At 34.1% G+C, this 19,053-nt stretch carries 18 protein-coding genes and 1 tRNA gene; 2 read left to right on the top strand and 17 right to left on the bottom strand.

The window, feature by feature from the left end; all coding sequences use genetic code 11:
• Positions 1–83: 83 nt before the first annotated feature.
• The 5 genes from P8H68_RS08615 to P8H68_RS08595 all read right to left on the bottom strand — a co-directional run bounded on the left by P8H68_RS08615 (position 84) and on the right by P8H68_RS08595 (position 4,457).
• Positions 84–479: a DUF6168 family protein gene (locus P8H68_RS08615; RefSeq protein ID WP_300323557.1), complete on the bottom strand. Its 396-nt coding sequence runs from the start codon at positions 477–479 to the stop codon at positions 84–86.
• Positions 480–487: 8 nt separating this feature from the next.
• Entirely contained in the window at positions 488–709 is a 222-nt protein-coding gene (locus P8H68_RS08610) for an AtpZ/AtpI family protein (RefSeq protein ID WP_300323554.1), read from the bottom strand.
• Entirely contained in the window at positions 675–1,061 is a 387-nt protein-coding gene (locus P8H68_RS08605; RefSeq protein WP_300323551.1) for a polymer-forming cytoskeletal protein, read from the bottom strand. The genes P8H68_RS08610 and P8H68_RS08605 overlap by 35 nt, the downstream gene beginning before the upstream one ends.
• A gap of 31 nt (positions 1,062–1,092) precedes the next feature.
• Complete coding sequence (locus P8H68_RS08600) at positions 1,093–3,333, bottom strand: tetratricopeptide repeat protein (RefSeq protein ID WP_300323549.1); 2,241 nt, start codon at positions 3,331–3,333, stop codon at positions 1,093–1,095.
• A gap of 170 nt (positions 3,334–3,503) precedes the next feature.
• Positions 3,504–4,457, bottom strand: coding sequence for a nitronate monooxygenase (locus tag P8H68_RS08595; protein WP_300323546.1), 954 nt, complete (start codon positions 4,455–4,457; stop codon positions 3,504–3,506).
• A 156-nt stretch (positions 4,458–4,613) separates the two neighbouring features.
• Here P8H68_RS08595 and P8H68_RS08590 point away from each other — a divergent pair, with 156 nt between their 5' ends.
• Complete coding sequence (locus P8H68_RS08590; RefSeq protein WP_300323543.1) at positions 4,614–5,663, top strand: ferredoxin--NADP reductase; 1,050 nt, start codon at positions 4,614–4,616, stop codon at positions 5,661–5,663.
• Between the two features lie 74 nt (positions 5,664–5,737).
• On the opposite strand, the gene P8H68_RS08585 is transcribed toward P8H68_RS08590, so the two are convergent.
• From P8H68_RS08585 to P8H68_RS08530, 12 genes are all read right to left on the bottom strand, one after another.
• Positions 5,738–6,235, bottom strand: coding sequence for a nuclear transport factor 2 family protein (locus P8H68_RS08585; RefSeq protein ID WP_300323540.1), 498 nt, complete (start codon positions 6,233–6,235; stop codon positions 5,738–5,740).
• Positions 6,236–6,320: 85 nt separating this feature from the next.
• The gene (locus P8H68_RS08580; RefSeq protein WP_300323537.1) at positions 6,321–6,899 is read right to left on the bottom strand and encodes a Crp/Fnr family transcriptional regulator; all 579 of its coding nucleotides are present in this window, start codon (positions 6,897–6,899) and stop codon (positions 6,321–6,323) included.
• A 20-nt stretch (positions 6,900–6,919) separates the two neighbouring features.
• Positions 6,920–8,767, bottom strand: coding sequence for a M1 family metallopeptidase (locus P8H68_RS08575; RefSeq protein ID WP_300323535.1), 1,848 nt, complete (start codon positions 8,765–8,767; stop codon positions 6,920–6,922).
• Positions 8,768–8,786: 19 nt separating this feature from the next.
• A complete protein-coding gene (locus P8H68_RS08570; protein WP_300323532.1) occupies positions 8,787–10,463 on the bottom strand; it encodes a S8 family peptidase in 1,677 nt (558 codons plus the stop codon).
• Between the two features lie 18 nt (positions 10,464–10,481).
• Positions 10,482–11,342: an MBL fold metallo-hydrolase gene (locus P8H68_RS08565; protein ID WP_300323529.1), complete on the bottom strand. Its 861-nt coding sequence runs from the start codon at positions 11,340–11,342 to the stop codon at positions 10,482–10,484.
• A gap of 178 nt (positions 11,343–11,520) precedes the next feature.
• Positions 11,521–13,254: a sugar phosphorylase gene (locus tag P8H68_RS08560; RefSeq protein WP_300323526.1), complete on the bottom strand. Its 1,734-nt coding sequence runs from the start codon at positions 13,252–13,254 to the stop codon at positions 11,521–11,523.
• A 1-nt stretch (position 13,255) separates the two neighbouring features.
• Positions 13,256–14,467, bottom strand: a complete 1,212-nt coding sequence (locus P8H68_RS08555; protein WP_300323523.1) for a glycosyl transferase — start codon at positions 14,465–14,467, stop codon at positions 13,256–13,258.
• 7 nt (positions 14,468–14,474) lie between these two features.
• On the bottom strand, positions 14,475–15,626 hold the full coding sequence (locus tag P8H68_RS08550; protein WP_300323520.1) for a DUF4147 domain-containing protein: 1,152 nt from the start codon (positions 15,624–15,626) through the stop codon (positions 14,475–14,477).
• Positions 15,619–16,413, bottom strand: a complete 795-nt coding sequence (locus P8H68_RS08545; protein WP_300323517.1) for an HAD-IIB family hydrolase — start codon at positions 16,411–16,413, stop codon at positions 15,619–15,621. Before P8H68_RS08545 ends, P8H68_RS08550 begins: the two co-directional genes overlap by 8 nt.
• A gap of 256 nt (positions 16,414–16,669) precedes the next feature.
• Positions 16,670–16,743: transfer RNA gene (locus P8H68_RS08540), tRNA-Cys, on the bottom strand.
• Between the two features lie 112 nt (positions 16,744–16,855).
• Positions 16,856–17,215 (bottom strand): dihydroneopterin aldolase, encoded by a 360-nt coding sequence (folB, locus tag P8H68_RS08535; RefSeq protein WP_300323514.1) that lies wholly within the window; start codon positions 17,213–17,215, stop codon positions 16,856–16,858.
• A 112-nt stretch (positions 17,216–17,327) separates the two neighbouring features.
• Entirely contained in the window at positions 17,328–17,558 is a 231-nt protein-coding gene (locus P8H68_RS08530) for a hypothetical protein (RefSeq protein WP_300323511.1), read from the bottom strand.
• A 188-nt stretch (positions 17,559–17,746) separates the two neighbouring features.
• On the opposite strand from P8H68_RS08530, the gene glnS reads away from it, so the two are divergent.
• Positions 17,747–19,053, top strand: a 1,307-nt coding sequence (glnS, locus tag P8H68_RS08525; RefSeq protein WP_300323508.1) for a glutamine--tRNA ligase, incomplete at its 3' end; no start/stop codon positions are given.

The following is a 19,053-nucleotide window of genomic DNA, read 5'->3' as shown; positions in this document are numbered from 1 at the left end:
TAAAAACGCTGCAAAGATATATTTTTAAACGTAATGGAAAAATTAATTTTCAGATTATTTTAAATCCAATTTTTCCGAGAAAATTATTCTTCTTTTTTTGAAGAATTTAAAATCTTGACCACGCCCAAAGTCTCTAAAAATAAGCACAATAGATATGGAACAAAGAATGACAAAAACTCCAATCGAGAAATATCTCCATCCTCTCTAAATTGTGGGGAGAAAAAAATAAAAAATACAGCAAATTTTAATAGGCTTCCCGCCATAAACAAAAACCCTAACTGATCACTGAATTTTTTTTGTAAAAAACTCAAACTTGAAAAAATAAATATTGCCAAAATAACATTCGCATAGTACCCCTCCATTATCATGCTTTTATAAGGTGGATACCCTAAAAACCTCAGCATTTCGGTATGAATATAAAAAATAAGAGCCGCAATAATTACAAGTCTGACAGAAAAGAGAACGATTTTTTTTGACATTATGATTCTTAGTCTTCCATTTTTTTGAGTTGTTGCAACATACTATACATAGATAGCACAAATGCAAAAAGCACCAACAAAAGGGTCAGGGTTTTTTCAAAACCAAAATAAACATCCAATTTTTTTCCTAGATAAGCCGCCAAATAAATGGTGGCCCCTAATTGAATACCAATCCCGGTAAATCTAATAAATTTATTAAGCGGTTTTTTCTGAGGATTTTTTTGAGCCATCTTTATTTAATTCTTTAATCATGCCCTTCATGCTACAAGTTGCATTAAAAGAAGCACCTGGCTCAACCGTTAACTTACCGATCACTACATCACCATGGATTACAGCCGTAGATTTAAGCGTTAACATATCGCTTACAGAAATATTTCCAGAAACTTCACCTTCGATATCTGCATTGGTACACTCAATCAAACCTTTTACATTTCCTTCTTTTCCTATGATAACTCTTCCATCTGCACGAATACTTCCTTCTACAGAACCATCTATTCTAAAATCACCTTCAGAATGAATATCTCCTACGATGGATGTTTTCTTACCGATTACATTTCTTTCTAAAACAGGACTTTCTTTCATTTTTTTCTCTTTAAACATATTAAGGGGTACTTTATTTCAACTTACTCATTAGCTCTTTCGCTTTTTTGCCTTCTTCTGTATTAGAATAATTCAAAACAATATAGTCTAGAGCGTTCATAAATGCTTTTTTACCTTTAGTCTTTGCCAAGGCATACGCTTTCAATAATTCAAGTTTTGGTACTATAGGTGTTCCTTCAAAGGTACGCAACGCTTTTGAAATATCATAAATCGTTTGTAAATAGTCTCCAGACTTGTAGGTATAGTATATTTCTCGGTAACTACCTTCAGGCGTTTTATCACTGGTACTATCAATAACCTCATCCGGGTTTATAATCATTTGCGCAAATACAGAATTAGGAAAACGCCTTACCACGATACCACTATAGTAATCCGCTTTTTCCTGATTCCCCATGGCTTCGTAAATACGGAATAAATGATAATTAGTTCCCAACACAAGTTTGTCTTCAGGAAAGATCTCTATCAAGGTCTCTAAGGTTTCGGCCGCAAGTTCATATTCTTTAAATTGCTCTTTATATATCAATCCCAATTGATAATAAGTACTACTCCTTAAATTAGAAATACTGTCAATTTCATTTAGAGTAGATGGCAATTGATTCACGTAATAATCTACCTTATATTTCTCTGGTAGCTCATCACCTCCTTCTGCTGCAGCTGTGCTCACAACAATCAATTCCTCATCTCTCAAGCGTGTATTATCGGACCACCTCCAATTATCAGTAAGCTTTCTTGAGCCCCAAATACGCTTAAACTCTTGACTTCCAAAACTAACGGTCTGACTGCTATAAAAATACCAATCCCCATTTTTATGAGAAGCTTTTACTGGAGTTTGTGCACTGGCCAATCCCGTTTCCTCATATTTTTTTAGGTCCTCTAAGAATTCTGCTTTTTCTTTTGCCTCCTGCTCTTCTCTTTTTAAATTCTCTATATACGCTGTAAAATATTCAAACTGCTCTTCTTTATCCATTGCAAGTACATTCCATATACTATCATTTCTTCGAATTACTTCTTCAAAGACCAAAACAGACTCTAAGCCTTGTTTTTTTCTTTTTAGTTTTCTGATCCTTTTTGAATCTATATTTCCCGAAACCTGCAATACACTATCATAAAAACTGCTGGCAGTTGCATAATCCGTGTCATCAAAATAAATATCTCCGGAGGCTTCATATGACAATCCTTTCTGAAAATTTTTAGCATTCTTTGCATGCACTGAATTTTGATAATTTTCCAATGCTATATCTTGGTCTCCATTTTTATTTTGCAACAAGGCAAGATGATAATACAATTCATCTAAATAAGGTCTGTTCTCCCTGATTTTTATTAATTTTTCTAACTGAGGTATCGCCTCTTCAGGAACACCACCTAACTGAAAATTTTTAACTTTTTCTATCTCAGCATGAACTTTATAGTCATATGGAGCTTTTCTAAAATCAATAATCTCTTGAAAAGCCGTTTGGGAATTATTCAAATCATTTTCTTCACGATACAACTGACCTAATATAAAAAGGTTTCTTGCTTTTTTCGTTGGGTTTTTACTTTCGTCTACAGCGCTATGTAAACTTCGAATGATCATTTCTGTGCTGTCAATCTGAGTATAAGCCATTGCCATGGTAATATAGGCATCTTCCAAATTCGCTTGATCGATCTGATCTTTTTCTAAAAACTCCTCCAAATCTGCAATTGCCACATCCTCATTTTGCATTCTAATGTCAGCTTTTGCTTTCCAAACAATAGTTTCGTCTATCAAACTTGCTTCAGGATAATTTTTAATCACATAATTAAAAGCTTCCATTGCCGGAACAAAACGACTGGTATAATAACGTGATTTACCTAATAGTAAATAGGCCTCATCTATCCTGCTGTTTTTCTCTTTACCACCAATATTCATGGAATGCTTCTGAACCGCTTTCACAGCCTTTTCCTCGGCTAATTCAAAAGAAGTAAGATTCTTATCTACCTCTTTTTTCTTTTTATTCTTATTGGATTTTTTTGATTTCTTTTTATAATCTGGAATATCGATTTTCCCTTCATCAACATTCAAAGGCTCAATTGGCAGTATTTCCCAGTAATTATCTTGGTATTTTTCATTGATTTCATTCAAACCTGCCTGAAAAGCAATTTCACCATTATACAAAATATTGTATTCGGTGGTCATTGCATGATACTTTCTATTTACAAAAGTGTCTTTTTTAGTACTACAACTAAAAACAAGCAACGCAAGTCCAATAAATAAAAAAGAATAATTTTTAACCAAGATTTACATAATTAGAATTCTGTTCGAGTATTTTTTAACTCAAACCTAATAACGCAAAACTACAAATAATATTACTCATTGATATAAGTAGTTTGAGATAGCAATAAGCGAACAAATAAATGGATACTATACACAGTCAAAAAGAAACAAAACGGACAACAAAAGATTGTTTAAATAAACCGATCAATAATTGTTTTTACAGATTCTATTTTTGTCGTGTATTCTATGGTGGGTCCTGCCACCCAAACCGTTTTGTAAGTTGCCGTTGTAGCGGCATTTTCAACATCATTTGTCCCTTTTAAATAACGCAACAACTTTACCCATTTTTTGAGCTTTTTATTTCTATTCAACACACATTCTATCCAAGTTTCTTTGGTTCCTATTTTTTTAACATAGGGTGTATTGATTACAGTACAAGGTGTACCAGAAATCTTTTGGGTAACAACAATATCCTCAGCACCATAAGAAACACAAGCCTCTTTATACTCTTTTGAAACCCCAGCTTCCTCCGAAGCTATAAACGGACTCCCTATAGAAACACCTACCGCTCCATAAGAAAGCACTCTATCTAATTCTTCTTTACTTCCTACACCACCTGCTGAGATTATGGGTATTGAACAATGCGCATTCAATTGAGAAATTAACTCCTCTGGTCCAAAGTCACCACGATGTCCTCCAGCTTTATTATTTACTGCTATCAAAGCATCGCAACCCATGTTGGCAACTTTAATTCCATGATTAAGATTTACAACATCACAAAAAACCTTTATTCCTTTTTTATGTGCCTCGTCAATAATAAGTTTTGGATTTCCTAAAGAAGTAATAATAAAATCTACACCTTCCTCACAACAAACACTCAGCTGCTCTTTGTATTTTAAGTTCGATTTATTTACTATAATATTGATTCCAAAAGCGCCTTTCTCCGTTTTTTCTTTTTTTAATTCTTGAATCGCAGCTCTCAGTTTGTCAGTAGTTCTATAATTTAGAGCCGGAATACAAGCAGCAACATTTTTTTGCATGGCAACTTTAACCATAGCAACATTGGACACCAAAAACATGGGCGCAACAATAATTGGATGCGCTATATTTAGTAATTCCTCTAAGGTTTGTTTCCCGTCTCTCATAACCTAACAATCAAGCAGAAAATAAAGATACGGATTTAATGGTGCTTATACGTCTAACAAATGTTAATTAAAGATTTATAGGTATTTTTTTTAAAATGTTCTAAGCACTACTAATAAGTTTCTTATTTTTGCAGCACATTTTATTACACATTACTTATGCCTCATTTTCACACATTAACAATTAAAGAAATTGTAAAAGAAACAAGCTCCGCTGTCTCTATTCTTTTCAATATCCCTGAGGATTTACAAAAGGTTTTTGCTTTTACGGCAGGACAATATCTTACAGTGCGCACAACCGTAGACGGAGAAGAATTAAGACGTGCTTACTCAATATGCTCATCAGAAAAAAGTGGCGATGTAAAAATCGCAGTAAAAGCCATTGAAAATGGTAAATTTTCAAACTACGCTTACAACTCATTGCAATCAGGTGACACTTTAGAAGTTGCTCCTCCAGAAGGAAACTTTACACTTAGTACCAAAAGCGATCAGCTAAAAAACTATCTTGCCTTTACAGCAGGAAGTGGAATTACTCCAGTTTTATCAATGATAAAAACGGTTTTAGAACAGGAGCCAAAGTCAACTTTTACTTTGGTGTACGGTAACAAAACAGCGGATAGCACAATTTTTAAAACGGAACTAGATGCTTTAGCAAAAAAGTTTATTGCACGTTTCAATATTAAATATGCTTTTTCACAAGAAGAAACATCGGGAAGCCTGCAAGGTAGAATCGATAAAAAAGCAACAAATTATATCGTAAGAGAAAAATTCAATCATTTAAATTTTGACGATGTTTTTCTTTGCGGACCAGAAGAAATGATCAATGAAGTAAGTACAACTCTGAAAGAGGATGGCTTCTTAAAAGAAAACATCAACTTTGAGCTATTTGTATCCTCTGCCGACACAAAAGATGTGAGTTCTGCAGATGGTGTTTCTGAAATCACTGTTTTAGTAGACGATGAAGAAACTACTTTTACCATGGACCAAAAGGACACCATTTTGGCAGCGTCTCTTCGACATAATTTAGATGCGCCTTACTCTTGTCAAGGAGGAGTTTGCAGCAGCTGCATGTGTAAAGTAACAGAAGGTACGGCGATTATGACCTCTAACAGTATTTTAACGGATGACGAAATAGAAGAAGGATTGGTATTAGCTTGTCAAGCACATCCAACAACAGCAAAAATAGCCGTTGATTTTGACGATGTATAAACAATAAACACTTATAAATAGAAAAGCCTACTAATACTTAGTAGGCTTTTTTTGTACAATAATCTCAAGACTTATTATTTAGCACTTGTTTTGTTAAACATATACCTTGCAATTTTCCATTCTCCTGAAACTTTTTTAAACACAAACAATTCTCTATTCGACTCGGGTGCTTTTACTCCGTTAGCTAGTATATGAACTGTCCCTTCTGAATTAGTGACCGCAAACGCCATATCTCCTTCTATCTCTATCTCTTTGATATCAAAAACAATATCTAATTGTATTTGAGAAAACACAAATTCATAGGATTTTAAAATTTCCTCTTTACCAACGCCACTTGGTGCTTCTGTTGGCATAAAAATTCCATCTTTAGTATAAAGAAATTGTGCTAGTTTTGCATCCGAATTCACCAATGCTTTTTGATATTCAGCCAACAAATTCTCTATTTGTAATCTATTTTCACTTGTCATAATTTCTGATTTTTTAGTTTGAATGTATTCTTTTTTTTGAATTGAACTTTTGCCAAAGGCTACCAACAGAATTGATGAAGCCAATATGATTATTGTTTTTTTCATGATGTATCTTTTAATTACAGGTACAAATTTCCTGAAAAGAAAAGGTTGCTACCTATAAGATACCTTAAGAAAACATTTGAAATAACTAATTTGTGGCTATTTTTTTTCGGATAGTACTCAAAAACTCTGGAGTAACTCCCAAATAAGAAGCTATTTGAACGTTAGAAATACGTTCAAAAAAATAAGGATGACGTTTTAAAAAATCCAAATACCGTTCCTCGGCCGTGGAGCTAATATTTTGAAGAATTCTTCTCTGTGAGCTCACCAAAGCATTTTCGGTAAAAACCCTAAAAATTCTATTAAATTTTGGATAGTTCACAAAAAGACTCAGTTGGTCCTCTTTACTAATTTCTAACACAATTGAATCCTCTAGTGCCTCAATGTACAACCTACTCGGTTCTTCGCTATGAAAACTTCCTATATCTCCAATCCACCAATTTTCAATGGCAAATTGTAAATTATGTTGCTTCCCTTTCTCATCAACAAAATACATTTTAAAACAGCCTTTCACAACAAATGTATTGAATTTGGACACCTGTCCTTCTTCTAACAAAAAATGTCGACGTTTGACCTTTCTATGCTTAAAACAGGAAACCACCGCAAGCTCCTCTTCCTTAGTCAAAGAGAGCATCTTATTAAAATACAACAGTAAGAAATCCACCATAAAAGCAAAATGCTGTCCTATTATTTATCTTCCAATTTTGGGAACTGATTATTCTCAGGTGCCATGTCTGCCATCAAGCCTGATGGATCTATCTGAACCGACAGGATATTTTTTGAAACCACAAATTCATAAGCAGGAGCTACCCATGCCCAACTTTCCAACCGCTTGGCTTGTGTTGGTTTTGCTCCTCGCATCATTTTTAAAGGAATATAAAAATCCTCTGTTGAACCATCATCATAAGTAACTTTCACATCTATTGGCATTGGCATTCTACCAATTCTATTTAACACAACTGTATTTGAGTTTTTAACAGATACTGAATAATCTATTGTGTGCTTTGTTTCTGTCCAATAGTTTACATACCAATCTAATTGAATTCCAGAAATTTTCTCAGCCGTTCTTTTTATATCATTCGGTGTTGGATGCTTAAATTTAAAATCTTCGTAATATTTCAACAAGGTTTTTGCAACATTTTCTTTCCCGATCACATATTCTAATTGTGATAGAAAAATAGACCCTTTGCTATATGCTGCAATCCCATAAGCGAAGTTATAATGATAGGCATCTGCCTGGGTTGTCAAAGGTTCCTCAATATTATAACTCAACAAATTAAAATACCCTTTATAAGAACCTTCCAACGGATTTACCTTAGCCTCATTTAACACTTGATTTTCAGCATGACTTGATATATAGGTAGTAAAACCTTCATCCATCCATGGATGTTTAGACTCATTTGTAGCCAACACAAATTGAAACCACGAATGTGCCATTTCATGCGCTACTACTCCCACCAAACTCCCAAAAGATCGTTCTCCGGTAACTAGAGTACACATGGCATATTCCATTCCTCCATCACCTCCTTGAATTACTGAATATTGCTTGTATGGATAAGCTCCTATGTTCTTATTATAGTAAGTCAACAATTCCGCTGTTTTAGGCTGCAAATCTTTCCAGTTTTTCAAGTACTCTTTCTCCATTTTCTTCTTATAAAGAAAATGAAGTTTTGTACCGCTTTCCGTATCCAACACATCATGTGTAAATTTTGGATCCGCTGCCCAGGTAAAATCATGCACATTAGGTGCTATAAAATGCCAAGACAATTTTTTACCTTTTATTCTTTTTACTTTGACACCATCATCTTCATAACCATAACCTATTTCATTTGCGTTTTCAAGATACCCTGATCCCCCAACAATATATTTTTTATCTATATGTAAAGTAACATCAAAATCTCCCCAAACACCATGAAACTCCCTTGCTATATATGAATTGGCATGCCAACCTTCAAAATCATATTCTGCAAGCTTCGGATACCATTGTGCCATTGACAGTGCAACACCTTCTTTGTTATCTCTTCCTGCTCTTCTAATCTGTAACGGAACTTGCCCCAAAAACTCCATTTCAAAAACAGTGGACTCCCCTGGTTGAATAGAAGTATGCAAAGCAACCTCTAAAATCGTCCCATCAAGATGAGTTGTAACCTTTTTTCCGTCTTGAACCAAAGACACCACTTTGATAAATCCAATTTCATCTGGCTTTAAAACAGAAATTCTACTCGTAACTATTGGATTCTCGTCTGTTCCAGACTTGTCAACCATTCTACCGTCAGGATCTTGAATATTCTGCAAACGAATATCCATCTCACTTCCAGGTTGAAAAGCATTAAAATACAAATGATAATATACCTTATCTAAAACGTCAGGAGAGTTATTCGTATAAGTCAACTTTTGTTTCCCTTTGTATTGATTGGACTTCACATCCATATCAATATCCATTACATAGGAAACATGCTGCTGCCAGTAGGTTGTATTTTGAGCAAAAGTAACTACAGAAAAACAAATACTAAGCAAGGATAGGATAACTCTCATAAAACAAGGAATCTAAAAATTATTTTTTCTTTTTCTTAGCAGTCATTTCTTCTGCCATTTTAACCGCGTTGTATGCGTTTACAATTCTTCCTGAAACACACAAATCTGACAATTCAACCAACTCATCTTCCGTTCCCGGCTTGATTACTTTAAAATTAATCACCGTACCTGAATTCATTAAAATATGTTTTACCTGACTTGCTGATAATTCTGGGTAATAAGAACGAATCATGGCAGCAACTCCTGCTGTTGACGGAGATGCCATAGAAGTACCACTTAAATATTGATATTCATTATTTGGAACGGTTGCATACACTTGAACACCTGGAGCAAATACATCAACATTGATTTGACCATAATTAGAAAAAGTAGCCAACATATGCTCATCGTAGCTAGAACCCATGGCACCAATAGTAATCATATTATCAGAAATTTCTTCCTTCATATCTGGCGCGTCATTTGGATAAGAAGCAACCTCATCAATATTATCTGCATCATTTCCAGCTGCATTCACAATCAACACATCATGTTTTTCAGCATATTTTATAGCTTCATGAACCCAATCCGCATGCATAGAATATCCTTTACCAAAACTTGTATTGATTACCTTCGCTCCATTGTCTACAGCATATCTAAATGCCAAAGCAACATCTTTATCATATTCATCTCCATTTGGCACACAACGAACTGACATCAATTTTACATTTTTCGCAACACCATCTACTCCTTTATTATTATCATTTGTAGCCAAAATAATTCCAGCTACATGAGTTCCATGAATCTCATCATCTTGATGATTTTTAGGGTTTCCATCTCCATAGTACTTCGTACTCATATCATTTTCATCATCACCCAATAAATCTTTTCTTGGGTTAAAATCAAGATTGTAATGACTATCAACTGAAGAGGTATAATGCTCTACTCCTCTTTTAATTTGTTTCATTTCCGCAGGAATACTTGTTCCGCCTTTCAAAACATTCATTGCCAACTCTCTTTGTTTTAAAAGCATCGCATCCTCTGTAACAATGGCTTCAACATCAGAAAGTTCATAGTCCTCTTTACCAGTATTGGCAACCATGGCATTATGAGAGGTTTCAAACATATTCAAATAGAAAGCATATTTTTCTTTCTCAGAAGCCGCTTCACCTAACTTCTTGTCAAAAATCTCTTTCAATTCCATGTACTCGTCGTACTCCGCTTTATCTTTTGCATCGATATCAGACTCCGTTTTTCCATCGAATTTTTCAGATTTCAATTTGATAATTCTAGTAATCTCAAGATTTTCATCATATATATCCCCTAAGAAATTCCATCCATGAACGTCATCTATAAATCCATTTTTATCATCGTCAATTCCGTTTCCAGCAATCTCTTTAGGATTTACCCACAATATATCTTTCAAATCTTCATGATCTAAATCGATACCAGAATCATTTACCGCAACAATTACTTCAGTAGATTCTTTTCCTTTTAAAAACTCGTACGCCTGCAAAACACTCATCCCCGGAATCGTATCCGTGGCAATATCTGCATGTCCCCATCTTTGTTTTTCCTCTTCAGTTAATGCTACATTTTTAGCACTAATATTTATTCCGTTTTGTACAGCAACTGGAACTGGGATTTTATGAACTGATTTACAACTCACAAGAGTTGCCGTAATTAATGTGGTTACATAAAGCGGTTTTAATAATTTCATATTCTATATTTTAATAAATCAACTGAACACTTCGTTAAAAGTATAACTATTTTGGAGACGCACTCCTTTCTCGGTTTGTTTTACAGTACACAGCTCATTATGAGCATCATGTTCTAAAAACAAAATAAATTCTTTATCTGCAGCCTCATTTAAAAACAAGGACTTTTCATTCATCGTAAGCAAGGGTCTTGTATCATATCCCATCACATAAGGTAATGGTAGGTGACCAACTGTCGGTAACAGGTCTGCCGCAAACACAATGGTTTTCCCTTTGTATTGAATATGAGGAATCATTTGTTTTTCAGTATGTCCATCAACACTCAAAATCCCAAAATTCAATTCAGAATTAGAAATAAAATTTTGCCCTTTTAAATCAACAAACTGCAATTGACCAGATTCTTGTATAGGCAAAATATTTTCTTTTAAAAAGGAAGCTTTTTCTCTCGGGTTTGGCACTGTAGCCCATTGCCAATGCTCTTTATTGGACCAATATACTGCGTTTTTAAAAGCTGGTAGGTATCCCGTTTTATCTTTATTCCATTCGATAGCACCACCACAATGGTCGAAATGCAAATGTGTTAGAAACACATCTGTTATTTGATCTCTATGAAAACCCAATTTAGCCAAAGAACTATCTAAAGAAAAATCCCCAGAAAGATTGAAATAACCAAAAAACTTTTCTGATTGTTTGTTTCCAATCCCTGTATCTATCAACATCAATCGGTTCCCATCCTCAATCAACAAGCAACGCATGGTCAAATCAATCATGTTATTTGCATCTGCTGGATTTGTGCGCTGCCAAATACTTTTTGGCACAACACCAAACATAGCTCCTCCGTCTAATTTGATATTTCCAGTTTCGATAGGGTAAATTTTCATAAAATTTAATTAGCAAGGGGAACAGCAAAATACAATTTATAACGGAAGTTTCCTCTTAAAAACCTTACAAAAATGAGGAATAAAAAAAAGTTAGTATGTTAAAGAAAACAAAAAAACCACCCATCATACAAAAGGTGATTTTTTAATATTCGTTCCACTTCCTGAACCAATTGCAAAATTATTTAATATTCCCCTTAAGCCAAAGCATCTGATAAGGTGCTAATTTTATTGATGGACTCTCGTATATTGTTTCTTCTGAAGCATCTAATTCCAATATATTTTTTAACGGAAACTGAATCTTTTCAGGTAAAACACAGGTAACCTCTTGATTGGAAAAATTATGGATTGCCAATACTCTATCATCACCATTAACACTATGTTGATCCACTACAAAAAGAGCAGTTCCTAAATCTAAAAACTCGAATTTACCGAAGGGATTAAAAGCGGCTTCGTTGATACGAATAGTAATTATTTTTTTATAGGTTTCTAAAATTCTTTTTGGCAACTTTCCTTCAGCTTCCAATTCTTTTTCTAACCAATCTATATTGTATTTTTCTCTATTGATTGTCCTGTTAACTCCAGAGTGTTTTACTCCATCATGGTAATTTCTAGACCCCACTAAAGAATGAAAATATACCCCCGGAACACCCGGCATCGCCAATACAGTTGCCTGTGCCAATAACATTCTTTTGTATCGAATCTCATCAGCTTCACTTGGGTGTGTCAATGCATCAATATAACTACAGTTCAGTTCATACGGACTTTTACTTCCATCTGCATCGGTTTTATAAGAAACCAACCCTCCATGTTCTTTAACAGTATCTCCAATATATTGTACCTCTTCATCTGTTAAAACCCCTTTTACAGGTCTCAATCCAATCCCATCATGACTTGCGGTAAAATTAAAGAAACATACTTTATCACTTGGAAGTGTAAGCGTTTTAGCCCATTTTGTAAGTGTCTCCGTATTACTATTTAACACAGAATGAACCAATAATGGAGGCAAAGCAAAATTATAAACCATTTGAGCTTCATCATCTCCACTTCCAAAATAGGAAACATTTTCATGATGTGGTACATTGGTTTCTGTTATAATGATTACTTCAGGAGCCACCTCATGCAATACTTCTCTCATCAGTTGAATCAACTCATGCGTTTGCTCTAAATGCACGCATTCCGTTCCTATTTCTTTCCAAATAAATGCGATGGCATCTAGCCTAATTAGGGTTGCGCCTTTTTCTACATAGTAAAAAAGGGCATCCAACACATTCCTTAAAACACGGTGACTTTTATAATTTAAATCTACCTGATCTTTACTAAAAGTAGTCCATACATGCCTAGACTCACCTTTGCTATCTACAAACTCACTCAGCAAAGGCAAAGCTCTTGGTCTTACCACCTTGCTCAAATCTACGGAAGGATCCACTTCTGTAAAAAAATCTTGGAAATAAGGATCTCCTTCTAAGAAGGCTTTGAACCAATCAGAAAACTGAGAAATATGATTGATAACACCATCAACCATCAATCTATACTCTCCACTTATTTGTTCTATTTCTCTCCAAGAACCCATTTTCGGGTCTACAGCGCTGTAATTCACAACAGAAAACCCATCATCAGAAGAATAAGGGTAAAAAGGTAAAATATGAACCGAATTCACAACCCCCTTTAAATGCTTATCCATAAAGCCTTTTAAAGTTTGTAGCGAAGGTTCATAATCCTTATTTACCTGATCTCCATAGGTAATCAATATCACATCTTTTTCCGTTAATTGATATGCTTTTGATTGTATTCTTGATTTGTATTTAAAAATTAAATCAATAATACTATCCACTGCACGGGGAGCCATTTCTGGTCCGTACAACTTGTGTAACCTTTTATTTATGGTGTGGTTTTTGTCTGAAATGTGCTTCATATTATTCATTATCTAGTCTAACGTATTCAACAAATTTTTCTGAGAAATTCGGCATTACAGATCTTACTGTAATCCAAGACGACAAAGAAGCCGTTCCCATAGGATCTTCATAAAATTCTTCTGAAGCATCTTTTATCGCATCTTGAAAAGCTTCTACAGCTTTGATTTCTTTTTCTCGAACATAATCCAAATTATTCAATTTACTTAAAGCATTGTATTTGGATATTTCAAATCTTGATTCTTGAAAATAAGTAGCTAACAAAGTTTTAAAAGAACCTTTTGAAAACACAACTCCCTCTTGAGACAACACTCTAAACAGTGTTTTTGAAATATCATTTGCCATTTTATAAATTCCATTCTTCCCCTCTTGACTTCCAAGATCCTGATGCTTATGCTCATAACTTTCCATAATCTCAGTTTGACAAATTCTTCTGTTGGAAGTGTTTTTATACACTTCACTCAAAGTAGAAACTTCAAGCCCCCAAGTTGGAGAGATTGCGATTCCTCTTGCCAAGGTTCTTATAAATGAAAACTCTCCAGATAAAGAGTACCTAAAACTATCCATATAATCCAAATACCTATTGTTTCCATATACTTTAGCCAGCGAATTGATCAATGGTGTATACAATAACCTTGTTGCTCTACCGTGCAATTTATTGGTAACTCTGGAGTAAAAGCCTTTATTAAATTCAAAATCCAAAGCTGGATGTACAATTGGATAAAATAATCTTGCGGGAACTTCTCTAGTATAATTTACAATATCACAATCATGCAGAGCAAAAGCATATGCATCTTTATCCGACAATGCACAGCCAATCATTGTCCATACATTTCTCCCTTTACCTGGTGTTTCCAGTCCAGGAAATCCTTCTGCTGTTAAATCAGCATAAAGCTCTTTTATTCTTGGTCCATCGTTCCATAAAACATCTACCCTACAAGTAAGAACCGACATCATTTTTTTTACTTTTTCAAACTGCTCTTTTGTCGCTTGATCAAGTCCTAAAATAATCTTGTACAAATATTTTACGTTTTTTAGCTCATCGATTATTTTTTGCATTGAAGGAGTTTCAAACTCAGAATACAGTGCTGGTAACAACAACACCATTCCTCTTCTTTTGCTAAGTTTTTCAAGTTCCGACTCAATATCCTCTATACTTCTACCTCCTAAATTTTGAAGTGTTGTTATCACTCCATTTTGAAAAAAATCTGACATGTTTAGTTTATTTTTTTAATATGATTACAAAATCCATCACATTTGTTCCGGTTATTCCGGTAACAAAATCATACCCCAATAATTTAAAAAAAGTGTTGCTGTCACTATTTTTTAAATAGGTTTCTGGATTTAATTTAGCTTGTTCTATTTTATTTAAAATTCCAGGATCTAAAAAAGCTCCTGTGGCTTCTGATCTACCATCAATACCATCACTTCCTGCACATAATACCTCTATGTTTTCGTTTAAAGAATTTGACAAAAGCAATCGTAATGCTAATTCTTGATTCCTTCCCCCATACCCATTACCATTAACTACAGTGGTTGTTTCTCCTCCAAACAAGATACAAAAGCTCTCGTAATTTTTATCGTACTTTCTTATTTCATTACTTATATAATCTGTGGCTGATACAGAATCCATCTCCATGGTGGTTGTTATTATTTCCGCAATTTCAACTTTTGGACTTATATATTTTTTCGCTTGTTCTAAGGCAATTTTATTGTTTCCGATTATATGATGTGAGAATTTCCCGTTATTCATAGGTGCAGATGCAATCGTATCAAGATCATCTCCTATTACATCACTTAAAACCAAAACTTCACCTTTTGCCTTGATTCGATTTGCCAACTTACCTCCTTTTATATCAGAGATAGATTTTCTAACCGTATTGAGCGCTTTTATATCTATTCCAGAAGTCAATAATGCCGATGAAATTTTAATAAAATCATCCAGAGTCAATCCTGTAATTGGTTTTTCTATCATTGCTGATGCTCCTCCTGATAAAAGAAAAACAAATAAATCATCTTCATTTAATTCAGACATTCCGTCAATCAATAATGTAGCTGCCTCAATACTTTTTTCAGAAACTAAGGGATGTGTAGATGTAAAATGTTTTAAGTATGAAAGCTCTCCAACAGAAGTCGAAACTACAACTCCTCCAGAAATTTTATCTTTCAAAACTATTTCACACTCTTTTGCCATATCGTAAGCTGCCTTACCTGCTCCAAAAACAAAACATTTTGAATTATTTTTAAGTAAATATTCATTGCCCGCAATGGTTACAATATCCCCACTGACAGAAATATTATTACTGATAAGAGAAGCTGCTTCTATTTTATTTAATGCCTGGAAATAAATTTCCTTTAATTCAGATCTATACATTTTTCAATATCATTTCGTTCCACCCTTTTGCTCCTTTAAAACTTGACTTTTGAAGTTTTGGGTTTTCTATTGTTACATAACCTCCTTTGTTGTTTTGAATCGCGATTGGAACATCCACATTTTGCAACAATGGAATATCATTATCTCCGTCTCCTAAACCGATTGAGTTAATCGTATCATTATATATTTTCTCAAAAATTGCAACACATTTTTTTACTGCTTTTCCTTTGTCTTGATTTTCTCCTATTAAATGATAAAACCTCCCGCCTTTGGTTATTTTTAATTGATGTTTTTCTGCCAACTCCTGTATTTTCTTAACAACTCTAGCGTCCTTTATCACAAAAGGCTCAGTAAAACCTCTTTGTTTTGAAGTTTTAGCAGCCTCACTTGGCAACCCAGTCAACTCCTCTACTTCCGCAATAGTCATGTCACTAAATCCCAACATCTGAAACTCATCCTTATACAAATTGTAAAAATCTAATACCTGCTCGTATGAAACTCCTAACTGTAAAATATGATACTCTCCTACAGACTCTAAAAAAGAAAAATCATATTTCTTATAATTTTTAGGAATGTAAAGTGCGGCACCGTTTTCAACGATAAAAGGTTCTTTTATCCCCACTTTTTTTTGCAATTCTTCAACCTCAACTTTGGTTTTACTGGTTGTAAAAACCAAAGGAATATCTTCGTTAAAGATTTTTTCTAATGACTCAATCGATGCTTCAAAGGAATAATCGTTATGATTTAAAAAGGTTCCATCTAAATCCGTAAATACAATTGTTTTCATCGACTATATAATTATTTAAAAACGGCACTATGTCCGTAATATTTAAAATCAAACTTATTGACAAATAAAAACAAGCTTGACTATAACTCTCTGAAACAAAGCTAAATATTTTTCAAATAATTAAACCTGCTAAAAAACATAGTTTAACATATTCCTTTAACACAAGCGAGTCGTATAAATTTCACCATGAAAGAATCTTAGAAGAAGTTTTCTTAAAAACAAAAAACCACCTATCGAAATGATAGATGGTTTTACTTGGAGGCGTCGAGCGGATTCGAACCGCTGTAGATGGTTTTGCAGACCACTGCCTAGCCACTCGGCCACAACGCCATTAAGGCTGCAAATTTAGTTATTTTTCCAATTTGCACAAGATTTTTTTATCGAAATATTTATTTTTTCTCTTGTCAAAAATTAAACCCACTAAAAATCAATGGAAAGCCTCTTATTTCCTACTCTTTTTCAACACAATGGTTACCTGTTCTACATCACCTCCTATGGGTGGATTGATTTTAGAAACTGCCGTTTTTACTCTGGAAACCATTGGAATCTCTTTCAAAATCCTATCCTGTATTCTTTTTGCCACATGTTCTAACAATTCAGAACGGATATCCATTTCTTCTTTTACAATTAAATTTAAATGAACATAATCAACTGTATCAGCCAATTTATCAGACTTGCTAGATTTTTTTAAATCTGCTTTCACCTCAATATCAACTCTATAATCAGAACCAATTTTTGCCTCTTCCTCCAAACATCCATGATATGAATAGGTACGGATATTTTCAACTTTTATTATTCCCATATTCTTAATTTGAATGCAAATTTAGCAATTCACATTCAAGAAACTGAAAACAGAAACTCTTATTTTCTAAAAATGTCGAAGTAAAAAATTTACTTCGACATTTTCAAAACCTTCAGAAGGTTCCATCTCTTTTTCGCAATTTTAATCCACTAATATGCTGGGCAACAAAACGCTGAATAAAAGACATACGCTTTAACTCATTTGGTCTAAAAAGATCGGTTCGGTAATTTTTTAATTTTCGAATTCTCTTTCCTGCATAATGCTGTCTTCCCCATCCTGTAGGAGATTTAAGATTACCTAAATCACCTCCTGACATACTAGAATCTAAAGTTTGGTCCATCATAATTCATAAATTTAAGGTGAAACAATAGTTACTAGGCATCAAAAAATGCACTCTTTAGTATACAAAAAAAATCTGAATTTTCCGCATTTGGAAGCAAGAATTTTTAAAAGTTCAGCATAAATTTACACCTCTATTCCCCCTATTTTCTGTAAATTTGTGCCTTTAATTAACATTTCAACTTGTTGAAGATGACAGAAGAAAAAAAGTCTTTGAACTTTCTAGAACAAATCATTGAAGAAGATTTAAACAATGGTTTACCACAAGAGAAGCTACGTTTCAGATTCCCACCAGAACCAAATGGATATTTACATATCGGTCATGCCGCTTCTATTTGCTTAAATTTTGGTTTGGGATTGAAATACAACGCACCTGTAAATTTACGTTTTGACGATACAAATCCTGCAAAAGAAGAGCAGGAATATGTAGACGCTATTCGCAAAGACGTACAATGGTTAGGCTTTCAATGGGATCAAGAATTTTTCTCATCTGATTATTTCCAACAATTATATGATTGGGCAATAGAACTGATCAAAGAAGGGAAAGCCTATGTAGACAATCAGTCTTCTGCAGAAATGGCTGCTCAAAAAGGAACTCCAACGGAACCTGGGGTAAATGGTCCGAATCGAGATAGATCCGTAGAAGAAAACTTGGACTTGTTCCTAAAAATGAAGAATGGGGAATTTGAAGAAGGTTCTCATATTTTAAGAGCGAAAATAGACATGCAACATGTAAACATGCATATGCGTGATCCAATCATGTACCGTATTTTAAAAAAGGAACACCATAGAACAGGAAATGATTGGTGTATTTATCCTATGTACGATTGGACTCATGGTGAATCGGATTACTTAGAGCGAGTATCGCACTCTATATGCACTTTAGAATTTAAAAGTCATAGAGACCTATATGAATGGTATGTTGACCAAGTAATAGACCCTAAAAACCTGAGACCAAAACAACGAGAATTTGCTCGTAGAAATTTAAGTTATACTGTAATGAGTAAACGTAAATTGCTCCAAATTGTTGAAGAAGGAGTTGTAAACGGATGGGACGACCCTCGTATGCCTACTATTTCTGGATTGAGAAGAAAAGGATATACGCCAGCATCTATTAGAAAATTTAGTGAAACTGCAGGAGTTTCTAAAAGAGACAATGTTACTGATGTTGCCTTGTTAGAGTTCTGTATCAAAGATGATTTGAACAAAACAGCACCAAGAGTAATGGCTGTTTTAGATCCTATAAAATTAGTAATTACAAATTACCCTGAAGGAAAAGAAGAGTGGGTTACTGCTGAAAACAATCCTGAAGACGAAAATGCAGGCTCTAGAGAAGTTCCCTTTTCAAGAGAAATTTATATTGAAAAGGAAGATTTTAGAGAACAAGCAAATAAAAAATTCTTTAGACTGAAATTAGGCGGAGAAGTACGTTTAAAAAACACGTATATCATTAAAGCCAATGACGTTGTAAAAGACGCTGATGGAAACATCACAGAAGT

The sequence above is a fragment of the Flavicella sp. genome, assembly GCF_029238425.1.
Classification (GTDB): domain Bacteria; phylum Bacteroidota; class Bacteroidia; order Flavobacteriales; family Flavobacteriaceae; genus Flavicella.
The sequence above is the reverse complement of the archived record's forward strand: the minus strand, read 5'-3'. Positions and strand labels throughout refer to the sequence as shown.